Annotated in this window: 28 protein-coding genes; 22 read left to right on the top strand and 6 right to left on the bottom strand. The window is 39.9% G+C overall.

Annotated features, from left to right (window positions below; genetic code table 11):
* Nucleotides 1–92: 92 nt before the first annotated feature.
* From AC106S_RS06890 to AC106S_RS06820, 15 genes are all read left to right on the top strand, one after another.
* Complete coding sequence (locus AC106S_RS06890) at nt 93–2,024, top strand: type VI secretion system Vgr family protein (RefSeq protein WP_482438342.1); 1,932 nt, start codon at nt 93–95, stop codon at nt 2,022–2,024.
* 3 nt (nt 2,025–2,027) lie between these two features.
* Nucleotides 2,028–2,198: a hypothetical protein gene (locus AC106S_RS06885; protein ID WP_482438341.1), complete on the top strand. Its 171-nt coding sequence runs from the start codon at nt 2,028–2,030 to the stop codon at nt 2,196–2,198.
* Nucleotides 2,199–2,210: 12 nt separating this feature from the next.
* Complete coding sequence (locus AC106S_RS06880; RefSeq protein WP_482438340.1) at nt 2,211–3,671, top strand: phospholipase effector Tle1 domain-containing protein; 1,461 nt, start codon at nt 2,211–2,213, stop codon at nt 3,669–3,671.
* The gene (locus AC106S_RS06875) at nt 3,668–3,949 is read left to right on the top strand and encodes a hypothetical protein (protein WP_482438339.1); all 282 of its coding nucleotides are present in this window, start codon (nt 3,668–3,670) and stop codon (nt 3,947–3,949) included. Before AC106S_RS06880 ends, AC106S_RS06875 begins: the two co-directional genes overlap by 4 nt.
* 76 nt (nt 3,950–4,025) lie before the next feature.
* Nucleotides 4,026–4,988, top strand: a complete 963-nt coding sequence (locus AC106S_RS06870; RefSeq protein WP_482438338.1) for a DUF2931 family protein — start codon at nt 4,026–4,028, stop codon at nt 4,986–4,988.
* Between the two features lie 28 nt (nt 4,989–5,016).
* The gene (locus AC106S_RS06865; protein ID WP_482438337.1) at nt 5,017–6,057 is read left to right on the top strand and encodes a LysM peptidoglycan-binding domain-containing protein; all 1,041 of its coding nucleotides are present in this window, start codon (nt 5,017–5,019) and stop codon (nt 6,055–6,057) included.
* 17 nt (nt 6,058–6,074) lie between these two features.
* Complete coding sequence (locus AC106S_RS06860) at nt 6,075–7,124, top strand: hypothetical protein (protein WP_482438336.1); 1,050 nt, start codon at nt 6,075–6,077, stop codon at nt 7,122–7,124.
* Between the two features lie 2 nt (nt 7,125–7,126).
* Entirely contained in the window at nt 7,127–7,627 is a 501-nt protein-coding gene (locus AC106S_RS06855; protein WP_482438335.1) for a DUF4280 domain-containing protein, read from the top strand.
* 3 nt (nt 7,628–7,630) lie between these two features.
* A complete protein-coding gene (locus tag AC106S_RS06850) occupies nt 7,631–10,474 on the top strand; it encodes an OmpA family protein (RefSeq protein WP_482438334.1) in 2,844 nt (947 codons plus the stop codon).
* A 79-nt stretch (nt 10,475–10,553) separates the two neighbouring features.
* A complete protein-coding gene (locus AC106S_RS06845) occupies nt 10,554–11,420 on the top strand; it encodes a hypothetical protein (protein ID WP_482438333.1) in 867 nt (288 codons plus the stop codon).
* 16 nt (nt 11,421–11,436) lie between these two features.
* Nucleotides 11,437–11,790 (top strand): hypothetical protein, encoded by a 354-nt coding sequence (locus AC106S_RS06840; RefSeq protein WP_482438332.1) that lies wholly within the window; start codon nt 11,437–11,439, stop codon nt 11,788–11,790.
* A gap of 18 nt (nt 11,791–11,808) precedes the next feature.
* A complete protein-coding gene (locus tag AC106S_RS06835; protein ID WP_482438331.1) occupies nt 11,809–12,465 on the top strand; it encodes a hypothetical protein in 657 nt (218 codons plus the stop codon).
* 133 nt (nt 12,466–12,598) lie between these two features.
* Nucleotides 12,599–13,384 carry a hypothetical protein gene (locus AC106S_RS06830; protein ID WP_482438330.1) on the top strand — a complete coding sequence of 262 codons (786 nt, stop codon included), beginning with the start codon at nt 12,599–12,601 and terminating at the stop codon, nt 13,382–13,384.
* Nucleotides 13,384–13,944 (top strand): LemA family protein, encoded by a 561-nt coding sequence (locus AC106S_RS06825; protein WP_482438329.1) that lies wholly within the window; start codon nt 13,384–13,386, stop codon nt 13,942–13,944. The genes AC106S_RS06830 and AC106S_RS06825 overlap by 1 nt, the downstream gene beginning before the upstream one ends.
* Nucleotides 13,925–14,299, top strand: a complete 375-nt coding sequence (locus AC106S_RS06820) for a hypothetical protein (RefSeq protein ID WP_482438328.1) — start codon at nt 13,925–13,927, stop codon at nt 14,297–14,299. The genes AC106S_RS06825 and AC106S_RS06820 overlap by 20 nt, the downstream gene beginning before the upstream one ends.
* Before the next feature lie 68 nt (nt 14,300–14,367).
* On the opposite strand, the gene AC106S_RS06815 is transcribed toward AC106S_RS06820, so the two are convergent.
* From AC106S_RS06815 to AC106S_RS06805, 3 genes are all read right to left on the bottom strand, one after another.
* Nucleotides 14,368–15,894, bottom strand: coding sequence for an endonuclease (locus tag AC106S_RS06815; RefSeq protein WP_482438327.1), 1,527 nt, complete (start codon nt 15,892–15,894; stop codon nt 14,368–14,370).
* 404 nt (nt 15,895–16,298) lie between these two features.
* Complete coding sequence (locus AC106S_RS06810; protein WP_482438326.1) at nt 16,299–16,826, bottom strand: DUF4136 domain-containing protein; 528 nt, start codon at nt 16,824–16,826, stop codon at nt 16,299–16,301.
* A 1-nt stretch (nt 16,827) separates the two neighbouring features.
* Nucleotides 16,828–17,010, bottom strand: coding sequence for a C1orf53 family protein (locus tag AC106S_RS06805; protein ID WP_007842321.1), 183 nt, complete (start codon nt 17,008–17,010; stop codon nt 16,828–16,830).
* A 40-nt stretch (nt 17,011–17,050) separates the two neighbouring features.
* Here AC106S_RS06805 and AC106S_RS06800 point away from each other — a divergent pair, with 40 nt between their 5' ends.
* Nucleotides 17,051–17,377 carry a hypothetical protein gene (locus AC106S_RS06800; protein ID WP_482438325.1) on the top strand — a complete coding sequence of 109 codons (327 nt, stop codon included), beginning with the start codon at nt 17,051–17,053 and terminating at the stop codon, nt 17,375–17,377.
* 12 nt (nt 17,378–17,389) lie between these two features.
* Here the strand turns inward: AC106S_RS06800 and AC106S_RS06795 are convergent, their stop codons facing one another.
* The 3 genes from AC106S_RS06795 to AC106S_RS06785 form a co-directional block, all read right to left on the bottom strand.
* The gene (locus AC106S_RS06795) at nt 17,390–17,998 is read right to left on the bottom strand and encodes a hypothetical protein (RefSeq protein ID WP_482438324.1); all 609 of its coding nucleotides are present in this window, start codon (nt 17,996–17,998) and stop codon (nt 17,390–17,392) included.
* An 85-nt stretch (nt 17,999–18,083) separates the two neighbouring features.
* The gene (locus AC106S_RS06790; RefSeq protein WP_482438323.1) at nt 18,084–18,707 is read right to left on the bottom strand and encodes an HD domain-containing protein; all 624 of its coding nucleotides are present in this window, start codon (nt 18,705–18,707) and stop codon (nt 18,084–18,086) included.
* 27 nt (nt 18,708–18,734) lie between these two features.
* On the bottom strand, nt 18,735–19,034 hold the full coding sequence (locus tag AC106S_RS06785; protein WP_482438322.1) for a rhodanese-like domain-containing protein: 300 nt from the start codon (nt 19,032–19,034) through the stop codon (nt 18,735–18,737).
* A 243-nt stretch (nt 19,035–19,277) separates the two neighbouring features.
* Between AC106S_RS06785 and queG the strand changes: the two genes are divergently transcribed.
* The 6 genes from queG (at nt 19,278) to AC106S_RS06755 (ending at nt 24,628) form a co-directional block, all read left to right on the top strand.
* Nucleotides 19,278–20,222, top strand: a complete 945-nt coding sequence (queG, locus tag AC106S_RS06780; RefSeq protein WP_482438422.1) for a tRNA epoxyqueuosine(34) reductase QueG — start codon at nt 19,278–19,280, stop codon at nt 20,220–20,222.
* A 357-nt stretch (nt 20,223–20,579) separates the two neighbouring features.
* Complete coding sequence (locus AC106S_RS06775) at nt 20,580–21,257, top strand: TIGR02117 family protein (protein WP_482438321.1); 678 nt, start codon at nt 20,580–20,582, stop codon at nt 21,255–21,257.
* Between the two features lie 6 nt (nt 21,258–21,263).
* Nucleotides 21,264–21,917 carry a murein L,D-transpeptidase catalytic domain-containing protein gene (locus AC106S_RS06770; protein WP_482438320.1) on the top strand — a complete coding sequence of 218 codons (654 nt, stop codon included), beginning with the start codon at nt 21,264–21,266 and terminating at the stop codon, nt 21,915–21,917.
* 9 nt (nt 21,918–21,926) lie between these two features.
* Nucleotides 21,927–22,331 (top strand): SRPBCC family protein, encoded by a 405-nt coding sequence (locus AC106S_RS06765; RefSeq protein ID WP_482438319.1) that lies wholly within the window; start codon nt 21,927–21,929, stop codon nt 22,329–22,331.
* A gap of 852 nt (nt 22,332–23,183) precedes the next feature.
* A complete protein-coding gene (locus AC106S_RS06760) occupies nt 23,184–23,480 on the top strand; it encodes a hypothetical protein (RefSeq protein ID WP_482438318.1) in 297 nt (98 codons plus the stop codon).
* A 59-nt stretch (nt 23,481–23,539) separates the two neighbouring features.
* Complete coding sequence (locus AC106S_RS06755) at nt 23,540–24,628, top strand: efflux RND transporter periplasmic adaptor subunit (RefSeq protein ID WP_482438317.1); 1,089 nt, start codon at nt 23,540–23,542, stop codon at nt 24,626–24,628.
* The last annotated feature ends 6 nt before the right edge of the window (nt 24,629–24,634 follow it).

Genomic DNA, 24,634 nt, shown 5'->3' with positions numbered 1-24,634 from the left:
CGGGTTTGGTCCGTTTTATGGACTTGCAGAAATTCCTGTATAATTGAATAATTATCAAATTAAAAAAACAAATCACCGATAGAAAACAGAATATGTCAGCTACACCTGAAAAGTCAAGAGGATCATCATTCCGTCCTACCCAAAATGCAGACGGGGTATCCGAAAATCACCATATAGGCATTAACCGTCTCGTAAAGCTTTCTCTCGTTATAGAAGGCAAAATGATTAAATACTATAAACATTTTAAGCTTAAACAAAGCACCGGACGTCATCACGAATTTACTCTTACGCTGGCCCACGATACCCTGGAAGACCGCCAGACCCATTCCCTGGAAGATGCCAACAAATTCCTGGGAAAACGTCTTACAGCAGTTATTTCCTATAAAGATATAGATAACAGTCCTGAAAGAACATTTGTAGGTGTAATTACCGGAGTAGGATTCAGCCAGGAAAAAATGAGCCTCGGAAACATCGTGCTTACAGGATACAGCCCTACCATTCTTCTGGACGGTGCTCCCCATATCCAGAGTTTTGGAGGAAGCCAGCCTGTGAATATGGGAATCATTGCTGAAGAAGTCATCAGACAGGGTATTGATAAAAACCGTTTTGACATCAGAATAGAGGCCAATAACTACTCTCAGATCATTTACAGCAGCCAGTACAACGAGACCCATTATAACTATCTGGCAAGAATGGCGGAAGCCTATGGCGAACAGTTTTATTATGACGGAGAAGTTCTTCATTTCGGAAAACTTCCGCCTCAGAATAAACCGATCATGCTGACTTACGGAAGCAATGCCAATGATATTAAAGTAGATCTGAAAGCAGTACACACCAGACCCCAGTTCTACGGCTATAACAGCAACAGAAATGAAAAGCTGATTTCCGGAGCCACACCGGTGCAGCACGTAGGTGACCTGGCAAAGACAGCCTATGCACACAATAACAATATCTATAAAACCCCGGCACTTCAGGTAGCTCCCATTAAAGCGGCTACTCATCTCGACGTTGAGTACTCCCAGAAGAGCGCATCAGGAAGTGAGGCTGTTAATGTCTTTTCCATATCGGGAAATACTACTGTGCCTTTCCTGCATCCGGGATGTGTAGCCGATGTACAGATGCGTAAGCCTGATTCCAATGAAACATCCTACTTTACAAGGATCATGATCACAGAATCTGAGCATGAAATTGATACCATAGGACACTATAAAGGAAGCTTTTCAGGAATCGCTGCCGATACAGGATTCCTTCCGAAACCTGACTTTAATATTCCCAAAGCGGAACCCCAGACTGCTGTGGTTATTTCCAATACCGATCCGGAAGGACAGGGAAGAATACAGGTGAGATTCGACTGGCAGACCAACGATACCACTCATTTTATCAGAATGATGAGCCCTGATGCAGGAGGAACCGATCAGATTACCCAGAACAGAGGATATGTTGCCATCCCCGAAGTGGGAGACCAGGTGATGGTGAATTTCGTTCACAGCCATCCGGACAGGCCGTTTGTAATGGGAGGCATGTTTCACGGAGGAGTAGGTTTAGGAGGCGGAATCAATAACCACCTGAAATCCATACAGACCAGAAGCGGAATCAGGATTCTGATGAACGATGAAGAAGGAAGCGTAAAGATCCTGGATCCGAGCGGAAATACCTTCTTTATGGACGGACAGGGAAATATCAGCGTAAAAGCCCCTAAAAACTTTACCCTGAATGCCGGAGAAAATGTAAGCATCACTGCCGGAAAAGAAATTTCCATTGATGCCGGAGCAAGCATTACCAGTACTGCCAATGAAAATATAAGCTCTACGGCAGGAAAAGATATAGAACAGACCGCTTCGGGAGATATCAGGGAGTCTTCTGATACCAGAACAGAGCTTATCGAAAAAGAATTCAGAAGAGAATCTGAAACTTCCCATGAGATCGCCGGTGAAATATCCATGTTCAGCGAACTTGAAAATATGACCATGCAGAGCGGAAAGATCGTGGAATTCAACAGTGCCGAAAAATCAAAACTTTTCTAGAGTATGGCGATTATTAAAACAGCAGCCAACATGAAGGTAACCGTTAAAGACACTTATCATCTTAATGTTGGGAAAAAAGTTGAAAAAATGGCAAAAAAAATAAATGTAGAGGCACGGAAGGAAAACCTTGTTCTGGCAAGCAACAAGAAGATCATGTCTCACGGAAACAAATAAATTACAGAATCTATGTCGAATGTAGTTTTTGGAGATTACGAACCGTCACCTCCGGGAAAAGGGCAGATCGATATCCGCATCGGAGTTTTTTTTGATGGTACCCAGAATAACCGGGTCAATACAAGAGCCGGAGGAAATGAACCGGGATATACCCCTACGGCAAGTGAAAAGGAAGTGTATAAAAAACAGTCCAATAAAGAAGACGACAGTTATACCAACGACCTTTCCAACGTAGCCAGAAAAGAATACTGGTACAAGGAAGACCGGAGTAAAAATGTTGCCAAGATCTATATCGAGGGAATAGGAACAGAAGATCTGGGCTCAGACAGCGATAAAAAACTCAATCATAAAGGAGTGGCTTATGGTGCCGGAAGCACCGGTGTCAGGGCAAAGGTGGAAAAAGGATGCCGGAGAGTGGCTGAAAAGGTCAATGAACTGAAAGGCAGATATGAAGTAAACACCATTACCCTTGATGTATTCGGTTTCAGCAGAGGAGCCGCTGCAGCAAGAAACTTCGTATTTGAAGTAACGCAGACTAATCCCAAAAACGGAATTCTCGGAAGCCTTCTCGACAGAAGCCGGATAGAATATAATGCCATAAGAATAAGGTTTCTGGGGATCTATGATACCGTTTCGTCCTATGATCCCAACGCCAAAGAAACAACCACAGATCCGGATTTTACCAACGATGTGGGAGAACTGAACCTGAATACGCTTAAAGCCAGGAATATTATCCATCTGGCAGCATCCGACGAGCACAGAGAAAACTTTATGCTTACCAGGACACAGCTCGCAGGAGGAACAGATTACTATCTGCCCGGGGTACACTCCGATGTCGGAGGATGTTATACCCATAACATGTCTGAGGAAAAACAGGTCATGGATTTAGACAATACCGTAGGAGACGGACTGGACGATGACGATTATAAAAAAATTCTGAATAATGATCTGAATAACCTTATTGAACAGGGCTGGTTTAAATCCGGTGAGGTGACACGCCCTAACTACTGGCTGGAAACCTATATCAACAGAGCGAAGATCAGCAACAGGTACAGCTTCATTCCTCTGCATATCATGAGTGAGCTGGTAAACAAAAATTATGCTGATACCATTGATCTTACCAACCTCAGTAAATCATACAGAATTCCTGACGGAAAAGAAGATTCCTATTATCCGCTTGACCTCACCAAAGTGAAAAAAAGACTGGATGAATATATTAATGGAACCGCTCCGCAAATGGTTTATTATACCAACAGGCAGATCGAGGATTTGAGGAAACAGTTAGCCCTGAAGAAGATCACTGTGGCAAATTTTAACAGGATTGTTGCAGATCATAACATTCTGATAGAGCTTAGGAACAGATATCTGCACTGGAATTCAAAATTCGGTGCACTCGGATACAGACCCAATTATACACTGGATAAAAACAAGCTGCAGGTAAGAAGGTGGCGAAGAATGGCTCCCCACTCATGAAAAAAGTTATAAAACATATCGCTTTCAGACTTATCCTTTTGCTGATCCCTTATCTGGCATTCTATTTCATGTTTGCCGAAAGCGGATTCAAAGGACAAACCTATGATATAGACGAAATCCCGCTGTATCTCTTTTTTGCCGTTTGGGTTTACATTTTTCTGGAGACCTTTTTCTGGCTGTATAAAAAGAACAGAGCCAAATGGACCGGTAATATTGCCGTATTGCTGCTGATGGTGGCTTTATATTTTATATTACCTCACCGAAACTACTTTAACTGAACCAACAATGAACGTGAAAACAGGTATTATTAGTTTATTGATTTTTATAAGTTCACTCATTTCGTGCCAAAATAAAATGGAAAAATACCAATGGCTTCCTACGGAAAGCTCACCCTCACTATACCCTATGAACATTTATCAGGGACATCTTTTTCTTGAAGACGGAAACAATGTTTATATTCCCTGTTCAGGAGTATCACATACAGGATGGGGATACAGCGGATCCCTGCATACCCAGGGAGAAGACCTTAAAGCAGTTCCGGTGAGACTGGAAGTAACCTGGGCATCCTTCCTTGAAAATAAATTTTACAAAGGAAACTGGGATCTTCCCGTAGATAAAATCAAAAAGCTCTTTAAAGAAGGGACGGTCAACTGGAGGACCAATGAGAAAGAAAGCTACTCATCCGTTGTAGTAGGGCTGGCACCGGGAGGTGTGGCTGTTGTATGGCTGTACGGAAACGACCAGCAGGTAGAAATAGGCAGATTCCAGGCGAAAGAAACCACCGTGGCTATGAAAGACTATGTTCCGGGAAATCCTACCATTTCACAGGAGGAATATTTTGATATGAGCAGTTCTGTGCCTGAAGCCTATGAAAACATGAAAACAAAAGGCATCCCTTTCGGAATATGGGATAATACATACCGTAAAAAATACAGTTGGAAGACAAAAACAGAAATTCCGGGCTACGTCCTGAAAAATGTGACTATGGAAATGTATAACGGGGAAAAAGAAACCCTGTTCAATCAGTCTGTTATTGAAAACCCTGTCAGAGAAAGAGCTGTTCCGCGTCTTATTTCTTACCAGTTTGAAGCTAAAGACGGGACACAGACTGTTTTTGAAGTCAAATATTTCGATGAAGATGAGATCTTTTCTCTGTTTAAAAATGCAGATGAAAATCAGCCCGTTGAAATCGTCCTTAAAATGAATGAAGACTTAAGTGACAGAAATCTGGTGTTCAGGCAGAAAGATAAAGAAATCCGGATCAGAAAGATCGATATGGATAATATGTGGAAGACTAAAAAATATGAACCTAAATAAGAGAATATCCGTCTGATCCGGAGAATTTATGCAGAAGTTTAACAGACATACTGTTCAGAAAAATGAAACCTTGCAGAGCATTGCATCGCTTTATGGCATGGATACGGATACTCTGAAGCAGTTTCACAACAATCAGTGCGAGGTAAAGGATATGATCCTGATCGGGCTTACCGGGCAGAAAGAACTTTTCCTTCCCAGAACAGCCGTTGCTGATAAAAACAGACTTGTGAAGTTCGGTCCGGGAAATACCCTTTTATTTCAGCCTGAAAATTCATTCCGTAGATATGCAGCGGCCATTACTATTGATAACGGAAACCGTAGAAGCGAACTGAAATATGAAACCTCCGTACGCTGGCTGAAAAGTGAAAATAAGCTTCATTTTTTTGAAATAGACAGAACTTCCCCGTTATATCTGAACGAAGAAGAAGTGAATGAAATAGCAGACCTCCTGGCATACAAAACCTCTAAAGTACTTTACCCGCTGCAGATCAGTATAGACAGGCATGGAAAATTCAATGCAGTAGAAAACCTTTCCGTATTCAAAGAAAGATGGCCCGCTGTAAAAGAAGAGGTGTACCGGTTATTTGATGGGGAAACTGTGGATCATTACTGTCAGAAGATTGAATATATTGTTGATGAACCCGATGCCATTGGTCTCTACCTGAAGAATGATTACTTCATCAGAACCTTATTCTTCGGGATCTGCCGGCATTTCGGTGAAGAATATGAAACAGAAATAACAGAAACATTTCCGGTAGTTGACAATGTAATGGAACCTGTTTTCGGAATCAGGCTGGAAACAGATCCTCTGAAAGACGAATATGATCTCATCCGGATAAAAGGAGAGGGAATATTGAATGACGAACGGTCCGTCAACGATTTTATAGCAGGAACACCATTTTCTTTAACCGTTGATGACGAGGGAGAAATGAATCATGAAGGAAGCATCAGACTCCATTATTTCCTTGATGAAAAGACAACACTGGCAGAATCTATTTACCTGGAATGCGATATAAACCTTGAGCAGGAAAAGAAAATAGCCGTAGAAATAGCCGCCATAACAGAATAAAAAATAAACAAAATAATATGAAAACAAGATTAAACGATAAATTGCTTACACTGGTTTCAATCCTGTGTTTCGGTTTGTATTTCGGGCAGAAAACAGAGTTTACAGTATCTAAAAATATGGAGACATTACAACAGTTCATTTTTAATTTCAGCAACGATTTTACAAAAGATGATGTTAAAGGAGCTGCGGCGTCAGATGTTGGTTTTTCTACCTCAATTGACCTCTACAACCTTAAAGATGAAGCAGGAAAAAAGAATCCTTATCTGATCCTTGCTCTGAAAAACGGGGCAAAACCCAAACAATTTATTACGCATGCGGCCTGGAATGTAACGATGAAAAAACTGTCTTCCAAAAGTACGAAAGTCAGTATTTCCCTTCAGGAAGTCGTTCCGGACAGCTGGTCAAAGAAAGAAGTGGATGTAAAGCAGACCAAATCAACAGGCCTTCTGGAAAAAGAGATCAAAGCATTTCTGTTAAGTGATAAAGGAGGGTTTGAACCAGATCAGGAACTAGCAGCATATGCTGCCGATTCCGTCGTTGCTGTAACAGAACCCGTAGCAGCAGATGACTCGGATTTTGTTATAGAAGAAAGCACACCAAAAAAGAAAACAGTTTCCAGAAAACTGCAGAATCTGTTCAATAAAAAACAGTTCATCTCCCTGCCGGCATCAGAAGCTGTATTTACCAAACTTTTACAGATAAAATCCAGCCAGATGCCCTGCGAAAGCTGTAAAAACGGAACGCAGAGCAGCTGGGACTTCGATGATTTTAACCTGATCTATGGGCATACAACCGATGGAACAGAATATTATGGCCTGCAATATTTTGGGGATAAAGCGGTTTCAGGATTACCGTACGGACTGGTGTTCAACAGCAGTTCGCCCACAGAATGCAGGGATAAGTTTGCCAGATATAATGCCAGTCTTTACCAGACTTCGGTAGAAGTGGACGAAAACACCTCAAGTGCCCTTACAGTGGTTACTTTTAAGATGAACACTTCATTTGTCCGTCTGGAATTCGGGAACAGCTATTTAACCAGAGTTTTAATTTCCACTAAAGAATTCTAAGCATGGCAGAACAACATATTGTAGTGCAGGGAGCGATGTGCAGATGCCAGTTCGGGCAGGCTCCCGATAAGCTGAAAGTACTTACCCATCAGAAAGAATATGCCAATGATAAAGACGGTTCCAAAAAACTTATTGTAACAACAAAAGAGACCGGAGGAGCTACTTTCGAAAAAAATACCTTTGGAAACTGTACCAAAAACGGAGGCACGCCGCCGCCATGTAAGATCATGGTCACCGAATGGCAGGGGTTCTACGATAAAGTACAGTTAAGCAACGGAGGATATATTATTTTAGAAAAAAGTAAGGCCATCTGTGCTGTTGCCGGAACTCCATGTATTGAGATCACCGACCACGGCCAGAGGGCGGAAGCCAGCCCGCAGAACTTTAAAAATGCAGATAAAGACGTACAGCAGCAGATCAATCCGCTTGTAAGTTCCGGTGAAATGTATAAAGAAGAACCTACCCATGAAGGAGTGGAAGCAGGAGAATCCCCAAAATTGTAAGCGATGCCGAAAGGAATAAAAAAAATAAAATTTGTACCGATGCCCAATGAGGCAAATAATTCGAACTCCCGGTTCGGACCGGATAAATGGGTATGCGTTCCTGCCGATAAAAAGGCACATTTCTACATCAAAGAATGGCATAAAGACACTACCGAAGACCAGAAGAAAGGAAAACTCTACTGGATGGTGCTGGATAAAGAACGCAAAAATATTGTGGAACGTCTTCACTGCATGACCGACAAATATTTTTCATACAGAATTCCCAAACGCCTCTGCGGATATACGTATTACGTGGAAGCCAGTATGACAGGGAAACCGGATGTGGCTTTTACAGGACTGATGATTGCCGGATTCTGCGATCCGCTTATTACCTCCAGCAAATGGAGTAAAACGAGAGGCGGAACAAACATCAGGAATACCGACAGCAAAAATTTTGGAGTGTCTTACGGCGAAATAATTCATTTTCATGCCGATACAGAAGGGATTAATGGGGAAGTAGTGACCGTAGAAGTTCACAACGAAATGTGGAGTGGTGACTATAAAATGCGCACCATATACAACGTGGAAGTAAAAGACGGGCAGATTAATCTTGAAATTCCAAATACCTCACAATGGAAGGCATATATCAAATATATCCAGGAAAATGAAGAGTTTTACGTAAAAATCAAAAGAAAGAACGGAACCTACCTTAAAGATAAAGCAGGAAACGACAGACACGGAAAATACCTGAACATTAAGAATGCATTAAAAGCAGTTGTTAAAACACCGCCTTCCAATCAGACTCCGTTGATCATCGGACAGCCGAACACAGATATTGCAAGGGTGGGAACCTGTAAATTCAAACAGATCAAAATCAATGAAACGGATGAGTTTATCGTTTTTGAAGATGGAAAATCGAAGATCAAAGCGGTAGGAACAACTCCCCTGGAACAGAAACATTTTGTATTCTTCGACTTTAATAAAAGTGCTGTAAGAGCAGATGCCCAGAAAATATTAAGCTCCCTCGTCGCCCTTTTGAAGTCCAATCCCCATTCCCAGATCATTATAGACGGTCATGCCGATGAAAGAGGTCCGGGAGACTATAACCTGAAGCTGTCGCAGGACAGATCGGAAGCCGTTATGAATTTCATGAAAAGCAACGGATTGGGATCTTCTAAATTTAAATGTCACGGGCATGGAGAAAGCCAGCTGATCCATAAAGGAGACAAACTTACAGAAGCACAGCATCAGCAGAACAGAAGGGCGATGATCCGCTTCAACTATTATGAAAATACCTATGCCCCTATTATTTTCGAAACCATAGCACCGTTTGCCGGTAAAACGAAGAATCTTACCGTAAGCGCAGTGAATAAAGAAAGAAAAGGCTGCAGAAATACCCATAAAGACGAAATCACCATTCAGGAGGCCGGGCTTCCTAAGAAAACAGAAGCTAAAAATACAGTCGTTTATCCGGTAAAGGCCGATATAGGAGATGATTTTATCCCGAATTATCTTAAGTATTTTGGAAAATACATCAATTATTTTTCCTCAATGCACAAAAGCTATTATTTCTATATCAACAGCTGTACTTATTTTCCACAGAAAGACAAACCTACCCTCCAGGTAAAAACATACCCGGATATTGTCTGGCTGGCCCACGGAAAATACGATTTCGAGGAAGACTATTTCTTCCACAACCACAGCGTAGACCTTCAGAAAGGATTTGTTACAGAATTCGAATCCTTCATCGAGAGGGTTTATCTGGGAACCTCCATGACGCTTGTGGATTATATGGCAAAACAGGTTCTTCTGGATTACATAAAAGCTGAAGCCCAGAAACTGGAAGCAGGATTACACGCCATTCACAACCGTACCCAGGAGAAAAAGGGAACAGCACTCAGCCTGAACGGAACTACCGTGAATTTTATAACCCAGACCAAATACACCAAATATGCGACCAGTATAGCCATGTTCGGTTTCGTATGTCTGCAGATCGTTATCGAAATTCTCATCCTGATCCTCACCAGGGGAAGAAGCGGGATCAGTAAGCTGAAAAAAATAAAAAAGCTGGCAAAGGGCGTACAGAAAGCAATGAAAGCCATAGAAAGCCTTCCCGATTCCATAGAACTGGTAGGCCCGTCCATGGCGTACAAAAGCGGACTGTATTATTACAAGCAGGCGGACGGAAGAGTAGCGATGATCTTTGAAGCCGGGATCAAAATAGATCCTCTCATCGGGGTAAAATATGAGCTTGTAGGCAAAGACCTTCTCGATTATGTGACGGATAAAACTTTAAAAGATAAGCTCCCTGAAGCAAGACATAAAGACTTTGAAGATATCAGAGGCAAAGTCAAGGATACCTATGAAGATAAAACAGCCAATATATCATTCTCCGTAAGCATCATCGGAGCGATCAGTATTGAGCAGAATGTGAAATATAACTTCCTTACAAAAACCTATTCTTTCTCTAAACAGGCAGGCAACTACTATGATGAGGTAAAAGGAATCATTGCTTTCGGGCAGTATGTGAGAGGAAAGGCAGAAGTAAAGAGTATTTTCTATAAAGAATTGTTTAGCTTTACCCCTTTAAAGACACAGGTAAAGCTGGAGGCAAAATTAGAAATAGACTGTTCCTTCGGTATTGTACAGCAGTACGGAAAAGATGAAGGAGGATTTTTCGTAGACAGCAGCCTGTATTTTTCCGGTCTGAAAGGAAAGTATAAATTTAAATCTGAAGTGAAAAACCAGCAGCTGGGCATCGATTGGGAAACTTCCACAGAAACGGATAAAGGCAAGGAAGATAAGTCATTCACTATTTTTAATGAGAGAACCATCACCTTATACAAAATATACCTGCTTAAAACTTAATGCAATGAAGTATTCAAGACTGATATTTTTCATGCTGATATTCACCTTCAGCCTGAGTTGCTCACAAAAAAAAGATAATATGCAAAACAATAACAATATAGAAATCAATTCAAAGAATATAGTAGAAGAGATCACAAAAAAAGTAAAACGCTATGACTATGAACCGCGGTATTTTATAGAGATCGGCCAGAATATGGGGCATGCTGAAATCTTTGTGAACGGGCTGCCGGTTTACAGGAACTTTGAAGAAGCGTCAGTCAGTACTTCAGTCAGCATCAATCACTGTATTTTCAGATCCGGAGTACAGAAAATTACCTGTAAGATCTATACCGATAGCCCTGATCATGCATTTCTGGAAGTGAATGTCAAAGAATTTGATAACAGAAAACATGATGCTCCCGGGAAAGAAGTAATCATGAACAGAAGCCAGGCACTGGTGAAAAATATAGATTATAATACCCAGCCTTACGAATACACCTTCGAATTTAAAGCTTCGGTTCCTTATCAGCTGGCCCAGCCCAAAGAATATCAGAATCTCAAAAAACTGGCGAATAATGTGCTTACCGAAGAATTAAAAGAAAGATACAGCAAGATTAAAAACCTGTACATAAATAAAGATATAGACGGGTTGGCGAGGGCTGTCTATCCAAGTATGAGCAACCAGTATATTTCAGAATATAATAACAGTACCGTAAAAACCGGCTGGAATGAGCTTAAAGAGGTGTATGAAAATCCTACCCTTAAAATGCAGGATGCGGAATCTTATGAAACGGAGATCAGCGAAGATGGAAAATTCGCAAGATTCATACAGAAAAGTTCGGATCCGAGACTAAGACACAGAAGTGTGCTCTGGGGGCTCTATAAAGCAGGAGGAAAAACAAAGGCCATGTTCAACAGCAGCTCTTTTTATCTTACGGAAGGAAAAACGAAACTTGAGGTTTATTAAATCCATAGAAAACCCAATGAAACAGATCCTGATTATTTTTTGCTTTTTGACTGCTCTAACCTGTTGCTCTCAGAAAAAAGAAGATACCACCCTCACTGGAAAATGGGTGGGACAGGTCAAAGATTCCGGAACTCAAAATGTCATTGAGAAAATCGTTATTGAATTTACCAAAGACGGAAAATATATCCAGCACACCGGAGAAGGGAAAATGCAGCATACCACAGCATCTTCCTGTAAGACAGAAAACGGGAAATTGATCATCACGGAAACAGAAACCGGCGAAAAAACAGAAGGTAAATACTCCGTTAAAAATGATACACTAACCATCGTATTTGAAGGAGTGGAAAATAAATTTGTTAAACAGAAATAACGGGAAACGCGGAATCTTATGACCTTTTTCGGATATTTTGTAGTAGTGATCACCTTATTGTCTGTGTATGCAGGATATAGAATTTTCAGCAAGATAATCCGGAGCGGGAATACAGGTAAAAACGAGCGTAGCGCCCTGGAAAAAGGATTTCTTCTTTTCTTTGTATGTCTGCTCATGGTGATGATCAATGCGCTTACTTTCGTATTATCTTACAGTTTTTTCTGGGAAAAGGCATACAGATCTTTAAATGAAAACAGGTATGAAGCGGTTGTTATCGGTTATAAAAAAGAAATGGTCAAAAATCAGAACTTCCGCAGCTCTTCCTATTCAGATAAGCCCGTATATTTTCCTGAAGTGGAATATATCAACAGAGAAGGGAACAAAATCATCAAAACAGTAGACATTGCAGAGAATAATCCCCCGGAAATCGGGCAATATCTGCAGATTACCGATAGCAGTTCTGAAAACAGTGCCAATGCTATTGATCTCAACTGGATCATGTTCTTTTTCGGAAGCATTTTTACCGGAATATCTGCATTTTTTGCCAGCTTACTGTTTTCCTACACCACAAAACAGTCAATGAAAAAGAGAATAGCTGTATCTGTATATTCGGGATTGCTGATCCTGCTGATTAATGTAGGCTGTATAATTATTATTTATCTGAAACAACAATAAATAAAAGTGAATATTCCCTGTTTCTGTTAAAAAAATAAAACTCCAATTGTAGACTGATTTGAAATAAAACGTATTTTTAAACTTCCGGTCTGCTGTATAAAATGTGCAGACAGCCGGGATAATTAGGATAACCATGAGAAACGAAAGAAAAAGATCATACATCGGATGGATCATTTTTGCTGTCCTCCTGTTTTGCGTGATCTACTTTATTTTATGGGCTGCGGTTTTTAAAGAGAAGATGCCTTTACATCATATAATGCTCAGCATAACCCGGAATTATGATGCCTACGCCGGACAGTTCTTTGTGCTTTTTCCTCTGGCATTCTTTGTTTTTATAGCACTGGTTCTTATGAAACCTACCTCTGCTAAACGCTTTCTCAGGCTTCAGGCATCGCTTCCCACCTCAAAAATAAAATCCCTGGCTAAAGGTCTCGTTGAAATTGAAGGAACACTGATCATGCAGGAACCTCTTATTTCTCCGGTAAGCCATGAAGAATGTATCGGGTACTATTATACCATTGAAGATATAGAAAGAGATTCAGACGGAAGAGACTCTTACAGGACCGTCCATCGGGAAACCCAATGCAACCCTTTCCGGATACAGGATGAGACCGGCATCATAGAAATAAGACCGGAGGGGATAGAATTGGTCCTTCTGGCAGAAACCAATGTAAGCCACAGCAACAGCAAAAGACATAAGGAAACCCTTCTGAAGAACGGGCAGAAAATGCTTTTGGTAGGATATGCAGATACAGAAGACGGAACGACTTTCATCAGAAAAGATGACCATTACAAAGTATTAGGGATCACTTCCGCATCTGGAATTACCATCTGGAACAAATATCAGCCACTGCTGAGATCATTCATGTTTACCTGTACCGTTGTGATGATAATGATTATTTATATACTTTTACAATAATGAATCAGACTACTGCAATAGCATTTTCCATACTTCTGGCGATCGCCGTGATTGGCTTTTTTATCAGTATCTACAATAAGCTGGTCCTGCTCAGGTTCAATATAGAAAAAGCTTACAGCAATATAGACGTTGTTCTGAAACAGAGAGCAGACGAAATTCCCAATCTGGTAAGAGTAGCCCAACAGTTCATGAACTATGAAAAAGAAATTCTCATCCGCCTGACGGAGCTCCGGTCTTCCTATACAAGTGCCACAAATTCTGATAAAAAGACAGGAGTGGCCAATGAGACCTCAAAAGCTCTTCAGTCTTTCTTTGCCGTATCTGAAAACTATCCGGAACTGAAATCCAATGCCCACTTCCTGGAACTGCAGCAAAGGATTACCGGGCTTGAAAATAAAATTGCAGACCGCAGGGAGTTTTTTAATGACAGTGTTAATCTTTATAATATCGGGATTCACGAATTCCCCAATGTAATATTCGCCAGATTGTTCGGATACAGAAACAGAACCCTGCTGGAAATCCCTGATTCAGAAAAACAGTATGAAAATATTCAGTTTTAATGCCTTCTTCGGGCTGGAACAGGAACTCACAGAACACCCCGAAACCGTAATTTTTGCAGCCATGTTCCTGCCGCTGATATTAGCTGTACTTTTGATGCCCATAGCCTGGATATTCAGAAAGCTGAAACTGAATAGCTACCTTATTCATGTATTCTGTTATACATTGCTTTTCACCTTTGTATTGGGAGCCATCGCGATATTCGTCCTTTTTCTTACTACGGACAGAAACGGTATTAAGCTTGCCTGGTGCTGGCTGGTTATTTTCCTCGGCATGTTTACTTTTGCGTTGATTAATACTTCTACACTGAACAAAATGTTTACAGACTGGGGGAAAACAATCAAGGCTAAAAAATAAACTAAAAAATTTTGTGATTAACAAAAAAGACCGGCATAACCGGTCTCATTATCATATGGTATTCAAAATTATTTCACTAAAAACTTCAAAGTAGACTGGTCCAGTTTCAATAAATAAACTCCCTGCCCGAGATTTCTGATCTTAATAGAATTACCGGTTTTAAAAGGCTGATGAATAGTCTGAAGTGGTCTTCCCTGAAGATTATAGATTTCTGCTTTCCGGATATGCTGAACATTTCCTTTCACAAAAATCTCCTGTCCTGAAATCGGATTAGGATAAACCTGAAGTTCCTGAACCGGAAGATCAGAAGAAAGAGTTTTGGCTGGTCCGGAAGTTCCCGTATAGCAGCTCCATTTCAGATCATCAATGGCGATTCTGTTGCCTGAAGAATTGTTAACCAGACTCACTGTTACATTTCCGGTAATATTGATGTTATTAATTGTTGTTGTAGTTGCAGTTGTGCCGTAAGGAACGCTTCCCACGGTTGTACCGTTTACTTTTACTTCTAAATTTCCGTTACTTCCTGAAAATTTCAGCTGGGTGGTTACAGTTAACGATCCGATCCCGTTGGCTGAACTGCCCGAAGTTAAAGAACCGTTTCTCACGGTAATAGCTTTACTGTTAACCGTCTGGTCGGTTCTGGCATCAGTGGCGGTCCATGAAATACCTCCGTTGGTCCAGGTTCTTGTTGTGTAGGAAGCATTGGCTGCCGGAATAGATTCAAATGTTTCGTTGATGCAGTCTGATCCCGGATTGGGAGTAGGATTAGGATTAGAGGTTCCCGGATTGGAAGATCCCCAGATCAGATTCACATAATTCGGATTATCGATAAACGGATTTCTGTTTCCCTGGTATTTATAGGAAGCATTATTCCGGTTAACTTCTGCCGGAGAAACCGGATCCTGATTATGCCATGCAAGAAGAACATTCAGTTCCCAGGTCTGAAGCCCCGGAAATGCGGAACTGCCCAGCATATTTCCTGAAGAAAACGAGGAAAGCTTACTTTGGTATCGGGTTACAAAATAAAAGATCATACGGGCTACATCCCCTTTAAACTCGTCAATCGGCTCAAATACCGTTCCCGAATATCCCGAAGAAGCAGAACTGCCCAGTTTGGACCCGTTTTTTGAAGTAAATGTTGCTGTTCCCACTTTCCCGAAAGGATAATTGCTTCTCATTCCGTTTACCTTCCCGTCAGTGGCACGAATGAAATGAATATCCGAAACCATCGGTGAAGACTCATTAAACAGGCTTTGAGGAACAATATGCTCACGGTTGTAGCAGTCGCCTTCCGCTCCGTAAGTTCCGCACTGGTTGGTTCCCGGAGTATATTTATAAGGATCGGCTCCCGAAGGTTTCTCAGAATAAATATCCATAATAGAGCCGTCATTTTCATAAGTTTTGTCGGTATCGGTAGTCTTGTAGCCTGTCCATAAACCATTGTACCCTTTATCCTGATGACCGTTGGTAATAATGACGCTTAATGCCGTTTTCAGTGACGCACCGCTCAATCCGCCGGCTGAATTGTAATACCCTGCAGGAGCCTGGGCATTGGCAAATCCGGCTATTACAGAGAATAAGATGATTTTTTTCATATCAATAAAATTTCTGTAAGATTACCACATTTCAGTGAATAAAAAATGACGTTACCATTAATTTTGAATGAACAGCATCCTTATTTTGATATGCTGAGAATAATAGGCTATGCTATTGGGCATGAAAAATCTGATGAATGAATCCTTTACAGCGCCTAAAACCTAACAGGTTTCAAAAACCTGTTAGGTTTAGTAAGAATACCCCTAATTTTATTAATAGCAAAAGACTCCAGCCGAAGCTAAAAAGAACTCTTATTATTTCGCTGAGTTTACGCTTCTTTTATTTTAAAGAGAATTATTCTTCCCTTGTTTAGCTTTGTGATTAATTTTAGATGAAACGACAATAACACAAAAAAAACCGGTACAAAAGCACCGGTTATATATCATTTCAATCAATTGAAATCTTATTTTCTCTGTGGCGGATAATTTTTCATAATCTCAGCCATGATCTCAGGAATCTGTCTCTGCTTGGCTCTTGGCGAATCAACGGAAATTCCGCTTCCGATTCCCTGCCATACCAGTTTGTTGCTTTTTGAATCAATAAGATCTACAATTAAAGCACCTTCGTTATAATTGCTGGTCCATGTTCTGCTCATTCCAACGCCCCATCCGAAAGGGCCGCCCCATCCCCACATTCCGTAAGGAGTATTGTTGGTAATATCTGTAATCTTTTTGTGATTGGCTTTTACATTAACGATCAGGTCGGGATTTTCACCGGACTGAAGACCTTTGCTCTGAAGCTGTCTCGACAGCTCGTTCAGAACCCTGTCTTTATCAATATCATTGAGTTTCAGGTCGTCAATTCTTATTTTATACGTTTTATACGTAGTGAAATTAGCGGTTTCAGCATAATCAGAACGTACCTGGAAAGGACTACACGATGTAAAGGCTAATGAAGCCGATGCCAACAAAATAAAAATATATTTTTTCATTTTATTTATTTTTTTTATCGTTTTTTATGAATGTATCAGTCTTTTTATCATACCCGTAAGGACAGTGTCTGCATCCGCTTTTACAGCAATATCCTCTTTTCAGATGGAATTTCTCCGTAAAAACCTTGTATCCCTGTTCATTATAGTAAAAGTCTTCACCTTCTTTGATGTCATAATGGGCCATAAGTTAAATCTCTAAATCAAAAAAACTTTATATTTGTTATATGATAATTGTATGCCAAAAGCCATTAAAAAAACTAAAAATTAACGGCATTGCTCTCTTTCCCTTTATCTTCATTAGGAAACCCGAAGATAAGGAAAATAAAATACTTATCAATCACGAAAAGATCCATTTAAGACAGCAGATCGAGATGCTGATTATTTTCTTTTATATTTTTTATGTCGCTGAATATTATTACTGGCTTTTCAGACTGAAAGACGGTTACCTGGCTTACAGAAGAATTTCATTTGAAAGAGAAGCGTATAGCCATGAATCCGATCCGGATTATCTGAAAAAAAGAAAACTCTGGAATTTCAGAAAATACCTGTAACAGATTGCCGGCTTATCTGAGGTTTTCCCACTCTTTGTCAAAATCCTGTTGTTTTTTTTCAGGAGGAAAATAGTTCTGTCGGTTTCTGCCCATATCATAAGCAATTGTTTTTTCTATCATGAGACTGAGATCCTGAATGATCCAGTCCGGGGAACCTTTTTTCTCCTGTCCGTTGGTATAAACTTTAACTGCTTTTCCATCACTCATTTCTACCTTCATCAGCAGACAGGGACCTGTATATCCGGAGCAGGAATATCCCGTGTAAACTTCCTTGGCTGTTGTTCCGTCATTAAATGCAATATTCAGTTCAAGATAATTCCGGGGCCTGGTTGACTGTACCCCATAACGGGCATAGCTCTCAATTGTTTTGATGGTTTTCAGATAACTGACTGTATTCTTGCGGCTTTCACCGGTATAACCGGGATACATCGTGCTTTGCGTATGATTTTCAATCTGTTGGTCTATCTGTGCATTGAACATGCTGATGATTTTGTCATTGCGCCGGTCTGTCTTATCAGATTCAGATTGAGAGCCAAAAGGATTCCCTAAAAACAGATACAGGATACCGGCGGACAATCCTGCAATGATAAGAATAGCGGTAATAGGAGAAAACTTTTTCATGGCAGGCGGACATTTTCTATATACCAATTTACAACAAATATTTTTGATATCTCATCCCGTTGAAAAGATTATTCTTACAGCAATCTTATGATGAAAGCAGCTGAAGTTCGGCTTTTATATTCTTAATAGCCTGAGTCTCATATTGAGCCCTGAATTCTTCCGTTTTAAAGATACCGTCAAGTTCCAGAAAATGTTTCAGTACTTTTTTCCGCCCGGGTTTATAAAGAAGATCAGGATAAATGGAATATTCTTTGCGGATTCTTCTGCTGTAATCAAGATAAGTTTCCAGGTCTTTTCCTAAAACCGAAAGATCTGCATCCAGAAGATAATTGGTGTCATTGTCATCGGCTTTCTGATGAGCTTTTGTAGCGGTAATCTGGTCCTGAATTTTTGAAATGCTATCCGGGGAAATTTTTAATTTCTGAAGTCGTGGTATGGCGTAAGCTGCACTTTTTTCCTCATTGGATTTTGAGGAAGCATCATAAATAACATCATGGTAAAATACGGAAAAAAGAACCTCATCAAAATCGGAAATTCTGTCTTTCACAGTTTCCAGCTCAAGGATCATGTTTTCAAGATGAAGAAGATTATGATAATGTCTGCCTTTTTCAGAATACTGTTTTTCAATTTCCTGCCATAGAAGGCTGATAAGAGCTTTATCTTCCGTATAAGAAAGACAGAGCTGTTCAAATATTATTTTCAGGTCCATGATGCAATAAGATAAAAAAAGGAACTTTTAAAAAGTTCCCCGATTTGCTTCCAATACGGCTTTTAGTTCAGCCCAGCCTCCGCCGTTGTGACCGTCTTTCAGGCCCTGGCTGTTAAGATATTCTAATGCTTTTCCGCTTCTGTTTCCACTTCTGCAGAATAAGATTACCGGTTTTTCAATGGATAAGATCTCTTCTTTTCTATCTTCTACTTCACCAAGAGGAATATTTTTCGCCCCTTCAATATTCCCGTCCATTTCAAGTTCCATTGGCTCACGAACATCGATCAGCTCATAATTTCCTGATTGTATTACTTCTATTAAAGACATAACTGTTTAATTTTAATTATTAAAAATAAGAACGAAAATACGTAATTTTTCTGAAAACTTTCTACTGCATCCAAATATTCATCCGCTTCATCGGATCAACGGAGTTGATTCTGCCCTTAGCTCCTTTAAAAAATCGATATTGCCTGTAAATCATCTTTGCATTTCCAAAAAAACTGTATTTACAACAGTTTCTCATTCAATCCAACATTGATAAAATAATCTTAATTTTGCAAAGTGGAAATCCTGAACACCGGTGCCGAAAAATACTCACAGCTGATTAAATCTAAAGCAGAACGTTTTGGATTCCAGAGTTGTGGGATTTCAAAGGCAGATTTCCTTGAAGAAGACGCTCCCAATCTTGAAAAATGGCTCAAAAATAATTTTCATGGCGAAATGAAATATATGGAGAATCATTTTGATAAAAGACTGGACCCGAGACTGCTTGTGGAGGGCTCCAGATCTGTCATCTCACTTTCCTATAACTATTTCCCGGAAGAGAAAATTTCTGCCCTGGAAAATTATAAGATTTCCAAATATGCCTATGCAGAAGACTATCATGAAGTAGTAAAAGAAATTCTCCGCGAAATGGTGGCGGAACTTCAGGAAGAAATAGGGGAGTTCGGATTCAGGGTGTTTGTAGATTCAGCACCCGTACTCGAAAGAAGCTGGGCCCGAAAATCAGGGATAGGCTGGGTAGGAAAAAATGCCAATCTCATCACTAAACAGAACGGTTCTTTTTATTTTCTGGCTGAGATTATCTGTGATCTTGAACTTGTTCCGGATCATGCGGTAACAGATCACTGCGGAACGTGCAGAAAATGCATTGATGCCTGTCCGACAGATGCTATTGTGTCTGAAAAAATCATTGACGGAAGCCGCTGTATTTCCTATGCCACCATAGAACTGAAGAATGAAATTCCGGATCATTTCAAAAACAAAATGGAAGACTGGATGTTCGGATGTGATATCTGCCAGGATGTATGCCCGTGGAACCGCTTTTCTGCACCTCATAAGCAGAACAGATTTACCCCCAACGAAGCTCTGAAAAACTTCAAAAAAGAAGAATGGAAGGAAATTACCCAGGAAATATTCTCCGGAATTTTCAGAAAATCACCGGTGAAAAGAACCAAATTTGCCGGACTCAGGCGAAATATTGAGTTTCTTGAAAAATATTCGGATAAAAATTAGCCAGGAATGCCGCGGACGATTCCCGGTTTGGAATTTTGCCGTTCCAAAATATAAAAGGTTAATCATCCATTCCTTAAGTTTTCAGCCTTAAAGAGGTTAGATTTAATACGGTAAGAATCTTTACAGCAGCTTTCCTAAAAAGAAAAATTGACTTTCAGGAGACCAAAGTCACACAGAAAATCAACGTTTTTTTTGCACTCTTTTCGGAGCTGTTTTTACTCTTATTTTAAACCTTTTTTGTGATTTTGTATTTTTACGCATATTTGTGAATATTTCGTAACTAAATATACTCATTTTTCCGATTAAAACAAATACTTTTACGGAAAAATGAAGATTAAATTTTATTAAAATATGACCTTGAAAATGATTTTAATGTATATCCTGAAAACCATAGGGGTTATTTTGGGAATTGTAATTATTTATATTATATTGGGGCTGGCCCTTCCCCTTATTCCTGTTTCTGCAAAAGATGACGGACAGGAAAAGGTTATTCCCATTTATATTTATACCAACGGAGTACACACCGACATTGTGATGCCTGTGAAAAACGATCTGCAGGACTGGAGCCGGAAAATTCCTTTCGACAATATAAAATCCAAAAAAACAGATTATAATTATATCGGAGTAGGCTGGGGAGATAAAGGTTTTTATCTGGATACCCCGACGTGGGCTGATCTGAAATTCTCAACTGCTGTAAAGGCGGCCTTCTGGATGAGCGAATCAGCGATGCACTGTACTTATTACAGAGCCATGAAAGAAGGGAACGACTGTAAAATGATCATGATCAGCAGAAATCAGTATAAGGACCTGGTGAAGTTTGTAGAAGATAAATTCGACAGGGATCAGAACGGAAACTTTATCCTGATTCCAACCAGTGCGGTTTATGATGATAATGACGCGTTCTATGATGCGAAAGGGACGTACAGCTTCCTCTACACCTGCAATACCTGGTCCAATGATGCCCTGAAATCTGCCGGACAGAAAGCTGCGCTGTGGACACCTACCGATTTCGGAATTTTCCGTCATTATAAATAACGGTAAATGAAGCTCCTGCCTGTAACTTTCAGTATTTTTCTCCTGTTTTCCTGCAGTAACGAACCTAAACTTATGAAGGTAAAAGGTGCTGCCGAAAAAGCAGCTGTTCAGACGGAAAAGAAACCGGAAGCTGATCTGTCTGAAGTAGCAGCCAGGGCAGAAGAAGCTCTCAGATACTGTATCTCAGCAAAAATGAATACCGATTTCTGTATCCTGATCGATATGAGTCTGCATTCCGGAGTCAAAAGGTTTTTTGTCTGGGATTTCAAAAAGAAAACTGCTTCAAAACAGTATCTGGTAGGACATGGCTGTGGGACGAATGCCTGGAGTACAGATGGTTCCAAAGAAAATCCTGAATTCAGTAATGAAGACGGCAGCCATCTTTCTGCATTGGGAAAATATAAGCTTGGAGAAAGAGGATACAGCAACTGGGGAATCAATGTGAAATACCTGATGCATGGGCTTGAAGAAACCAACAGCAATGCCCTGAAACGGTTTATCGTCTTTCATTCCTGGGATCTGATGAGCGATGAGGATGTATTTCCCGAAGGGTCTCCGGAAGGTTGGGGATGTCCCACCATATCCAATAATGCCATGAAAGAAATTGATCCCATGTTACAGAATGCCGATAAGCCCGTTTTAATGTGGATCTATCAGTAAATAATAAAAATGAAACACCGTCTTTACAGAGAGCAGCAGCTTAACTGCAGCCCGGAAACAGCCTGGAACTTTTTTTCTTCAGCCAATAACCTGTCAGAAATTACTCCGGAAGATATGAACTTTACGGTACTCACAGCAATGGAAAATGATGAAATCCATGAAGGAATGCTCATCGATTATCATGTTTCCCCTTTATTGGGTATTAAAATGAAATGGCAGACTGAGATCATTCAGGTGGATCATCAGAAAAGCTTCACTGATTTTCAGAAAAAAGGACCTTATAAGCTCTGGCACCACCATCATGAGTTTATTCCCAATGAAAAAGGAGTCCTGATGAAAGATACGGTAAATTACGAATTACCGTTGGGATTCCTGGGAGAAATAGCTCATGTTCTTATGGTGAAAAAAAACTGAAACAGATCTTTGATTACCGTTATCAGGTATTGAAAAAAATGTTCGGAGAAAAATAAGTCTGAAATCAGATTCAGATAAGAAAAGATGAATATATCCATGATTACGCCTTTCGTGGTTTTAAAAGTTTTCCACAGATTCCAAAAATTACACTAATGTTTGTGGATGTTTTTTATTATCTCGCAGATTTTGCAGATGACGCAGATCTTTTAATTAATCTGATAAAAATCGTAGATTTTTAAAGAGCTTAAGTGAACTTCTATGCGTAAAGTTTTTTAACTTAGAGATCACTAAAGTGTTATAATCTTTTTTAAGTATTGAAAATAGCAGAAGGCCGGTCTATCGCTTCATCGAATCAACGGAGTTGATTCTACCCTTTGCTCCCTCTAAATCAACATTGCCTATAAATTAACTTTGCGTTTCAAAAAAATGCAAATTAACATATCCATACAAATTGAATTTCCCACAGATCCCACTAATGTTTGTGGATGTTTTTTATTATCTCGCAGATTTTGCAGATGACGCAGATCTTTTAATTAATCTGATAAAAATCGTAGATTTTTAAAGACTCTTATATGAACTTTTATGCAGTAAGCATTTAAACTTATTGCTCCTAAAGTGTAAAGTCTTTTGGTTAAAAGATCCCCAGACATATAATCTCTTAAAATGAGACTTTTAAATATTCTCAAAAGGTTCTTTTCCGACAAAACCCTGATTGTTTAAGTTTTTTTAACATTTAAAAGACCATAAACCTCGTCTGAAATCCATAATTTTGCGAAACTATTGTTTTTACTGAAAAACTAAGTATTCTTTTTTGACATGGCAGGTCTGAGGTCATTTATCTTTTTTTATTTCATGCTGGTTTTTACCCTTTTCAATTCGAAATGGGCAGAAAAATCATTGCAGAATATTCCCTGCGTAGCTCAGATAGGTAATGTTCATATCCTCGATTTCTACGAAGAAACGGATATGAATACCCATGCCGTATCCACAGTTTCAAAAATTGTAAAAAACGTTGCCCGTCAGGTAGATGAGGCATCCGGAGATTTTTCAGCGATTGAAAAAATTACATCAAAAATTACACTTCCGGATATTGCGGTCTCCTCCATCTGCGGCGTAAAATCCTTTCTCCATCTCCTCCAGTTGTACTAGTTTAAGTTGTTGAAAACCAATTTATTTTAACGAAATTTTTATAACTTAAACAACTTAAGATGTATTCTAAAAATGTAATAATTTGCATTCTTGCAATATTATTCGCTGTGTCATGCAGTAAAGACAACAAAAAAAACAGGAATAAAGAAAAAGAAGTTCCCGTACTGGAAATCAAAGAAAAAGATACCCTTGTCAACAATCAGTTCGTAACCGATATTCAGGCTAAAAAAAATGTAGATATCCGTTCAAGAATCGGCGGAATCATCCAGCATATCTATGTCAATGAAGGTCAGTTTGTTCATCAGGGGCAGGCTTTATTTAAGATCAACGATGCCGAACTGCAGATGGAATTACTGAAAGCTGATGCCGCCCTGAAGCAGGCAGATGCTGACGTTCGCATTGCAGAAGTGGAACTGAAGCAGATTCAGAGTCTTCACGCTAAGAAATTCGTAGCCAATAATGAGCTTGAAATGGTAAAGGCTAAACTTTCTTCGGCTAAAGCAAAATATGCTTACGCGGATGCAGAAAGAAGAACGGTCTTACAGAAGATCAGCTTTACAAAAATTACGGCTCCTTTTGATGGCGTGATCGATGTGATTCCTCATAAAGACGGAAGCCTTGTGGAAAACGGAATTCTGCTCACTACACTTTCACAGCTGAACGAAGTATATGCTTACTTTTCTATTCCGGAGAATCTCTATTTTGAGCTTTTGGCCAATGATAAGATCGGAAACCATCAGAAAATTGAGCTTACCCTTCCGAATGGTGTCAATTATCAGTTCAACGGAGCTCTGAAAACAGCGGAAGGGGAGATCGACAGAACTACTGGTTCCATCCGTTATAAAGTACTCTTCCCGAATCCGGACCACCTCATCAAGCATGGAACTTCAGGGAAGCTTATTATTTCCGAACAGCAGGATAATGCCATCCTGATTCCTCAGAAATCAACATTTTCTATCCAGGACAAAACCTATGTATTTGTTGTAGATAAGCAGAATAAAGTAAAAATGACCAACATTAAGATCGGTACCACTTTAAGAGATTCTTATATGGTGGAAAGCGGCCTTAAGAAAGGAGATTTAATTATTTATGAAGGAACACAGTCTTTGAAAGACGGTGATCTCATCAGGATTAAAAAGAAATATTAACCTTCA

This window comes from Chryseobacterium sp. FR054 (assembly GCF_056844565.1).
The sequence above is the reverse complement of the archived record's forward strand: the minus strand, read 5'-3'. Positions and strand labels throughout refer to the sequence as shown.